The organism is Paenibacillus forsythiae T98 (assembly GCF_000520735.1).
Taxonomy (GTDB): Bacteria; Bacillota; Bacilli; order Paenibacillales; family Paenibacillaceae; genus Paenibacillus_AQ; species Paenibacillus_AQ forsythiae.
This window is the reverse complement of sequence record NZ_ASSC01000053.1, coordinates 1-2299: the sequence shown is the minus strand read 5'-3', so window position 1 is coordinate 2299 and position 2299 is coordinate 1. Positions and strand designations below refer to the sequence as shown.

The window sequence follows — 2299 nt, the reverse complement described above, 5'->3', positions numbered from 1 at the left end:
CCGTTGCCAACGGCGGCAAGCTGATGAAGCCGTATGTGGTCAAGGAAATTGAAGACCCGAACACCGGGAAGACGACCGTTACGAAGCCCGAGATGATACGTCAGGTCATTTCCGCAGATACCGCCAGAAAGACGGGCAGCTATCTGGAGCAGGTGGTCGCCGACCAGAAGAACGGAACCGGGGCGAGAGCCTATATCGAAGGTTACCGGGTGGCTGGCAAGACAGGTACGGCAATCAAAGTGGGTGACGATGGAAAGTATGATTATACGAAGAATTTGGTCTCGTTCATAGGTTACGCTCCGGTCAACGATCCCAAGATCGCTGTTATCGTCATTATGGACGAGCCGAAAGGGGATGTTGGAGGAGGCAAGGCGGCGGCGCCGGTGTTCAAGAAGATCGTATCGCAGTCTTTGGAGTATATGGGTGTTCCTAAAGTGTACGCGGATGGCGACAAGAAAGGGAAGAATTCCGGGAATGGCGCTGTGTCGGTACGCACTGCTCCGGATATGGTAGGCCAAACGATGAAGTCCGCCAAGGAGCAGCTCGTCAATCAGGGCTATGACTTCGAAAGCGTCGGCAGCGGCGCTTCGGTGGTCAGCCAGTATCCGTCCCCGGGCACGGCGCTGTCAACCGGGCAGAAGGTTTACCTGCTGGGCGAGCAGCCCGACAAGCCGGACATCCCCGATCTGCGCGGCGAATCGCTCAGGGATGCGCTTGAAGTGCTGACCTTGCTAAAGGTCGGCATTCGAGTTAGCGGAGAAGGATATGTCACGGAACAGAAGGAGTCCGTAAATAACGGCAAAACTCAAGTTGCGCTAACCCTGAAGCCGTATAATCAAGAAGGAGATGCTGCCGAACCAGCGGCAGGAGATGAACAAAGCAAAGCCGAACCAAACGCCGGCTCGAATCCGGAGTCTGATTCCAAGCCGAATCCGGCATCCTCGAACTAGGCTTGTTCTAAGCCCTGTCTGTCCTGAATAGTCATGAAGAAAGAGCGCATGTCTATGCTTGGGAAGGCGGGGATGACGGAAATGAAAGTTTCGAAGGTTGTGTCGCGGCGGCGGATGCTGTGGACCTTGCTGGGGCTGGCCGTGTTATTCTTGGCTCTGGCCTTGCGTCTTGCCTATGTGCAGCTGTCCAAGGGCGAAGAACTGTCGGCCAGGGCGGAGGACTTATGGCGCCGCAACATTCCGTTCACGGCCAAGCGCGGTGAAGTTCTGGACCGCGAAGGGATTCCGCTGGCCTATAATATCAGTTCGCCGACCGTGTATGCCATTCCGGTACAGGTCAAGGACAAAGAGGGAACGGCGGTGAAACTGGCGCCGCTTCTGGGAATGACACAGGAGAAGCTGGTAACCCTGTTGTCCAAACGTGAATCCACGGTGAGACTGCAGCCCGGCGGACGCAAAATTACGATGGAGCTTGCCGGGAACATTCGTGATTTGCAGCTGCCGGGCATCGTTGTGGCCGAGGACAGCAAGCGGTTCTACCCGTATGGAGATTTGGCGGCGCATATACTCGGCTTCACTGGCATAGACAATCAGGGGATTACCGGCATCGAGAGCGTCTATGACAAGCTGCTCAAGGGCATTGGCGGGAATATTTCGTATTTGTCCGACGCGGGGGGAAGGCTGATGCCCGGTTCCTCGGAGAGATACGCGCAGCCTCAGGATGGCCTGAATCTGGAGCTGACCATCGACAAGCAGATTCAGTCCATTATGGAACGGGAGCTGGATCAGGCCATGGTCAAATATCAGGCCAACGCAAGCTGGGCGATAGCCATGAATCCGAAGAACGGGGAGATTCTGGCGATGGCCAGCCGTCCGGGCTATGAGCCGGGCCAATACAAGGAGTATGACTCTGCGGTCTATAACCGGAATCTGCCGATCTGGATGACCTACGAACCCGGTTCGACCTTCAAGATCATTACGCTGGCGGCGGCGCTGAACGAGAACAAGGTGGATTTGCAGCACGAGCACTTTTACGATCCGGGCTATATCGAAGTGGGCGGGGCGAGGCTGCGCTGCTGGAAAAAGGGCGGTCATGGCAGCGAGACCTTCCTGCAGGTGGTGGAGAATTCCTGCAACCCCGGCTTCGTCGTTCTGGGACAGCGGCTCGGAAAAGACGCGTTGTTCCAGTATATCCGCAACTTCGGCTTTGGCAGCAAAACGGGAATCGACCTGAACGGCGAGGAGAACGGCATCCTGTTCAAGCCGTCGCGGGTCGGGCCGGTGGAACTGGCAACGACAGCCTTCGGCCAAGGGGTATCCGTAACGCCGATTCAGCAGATTGCGGCCGT

General features: G+C 56.7%; 2 protein-coding genes. Both read left to right on the top strand.

Features of this window, described 5'->3' with window-relative positions; genetic code table 11:
* Window positions 1-950 (top strand): penicillin-binding transpeptidase domain-containing protein (locus L692_RS0101990; protein ID WP_025696719.1); only part of this gene is annotated, 950 nt, incomplete at its 5' end.
* A gap of 81 nt (window positions 951-1031) precedes the next feature.
* Window positions 1032-2299: penicillin-binding transpeptidase domain-containing protein (locus L692_RS0101985; protein ID WP_025696717.1), on the top strand; the 1268-nt coding region annotated here is incomplete at its 3' end.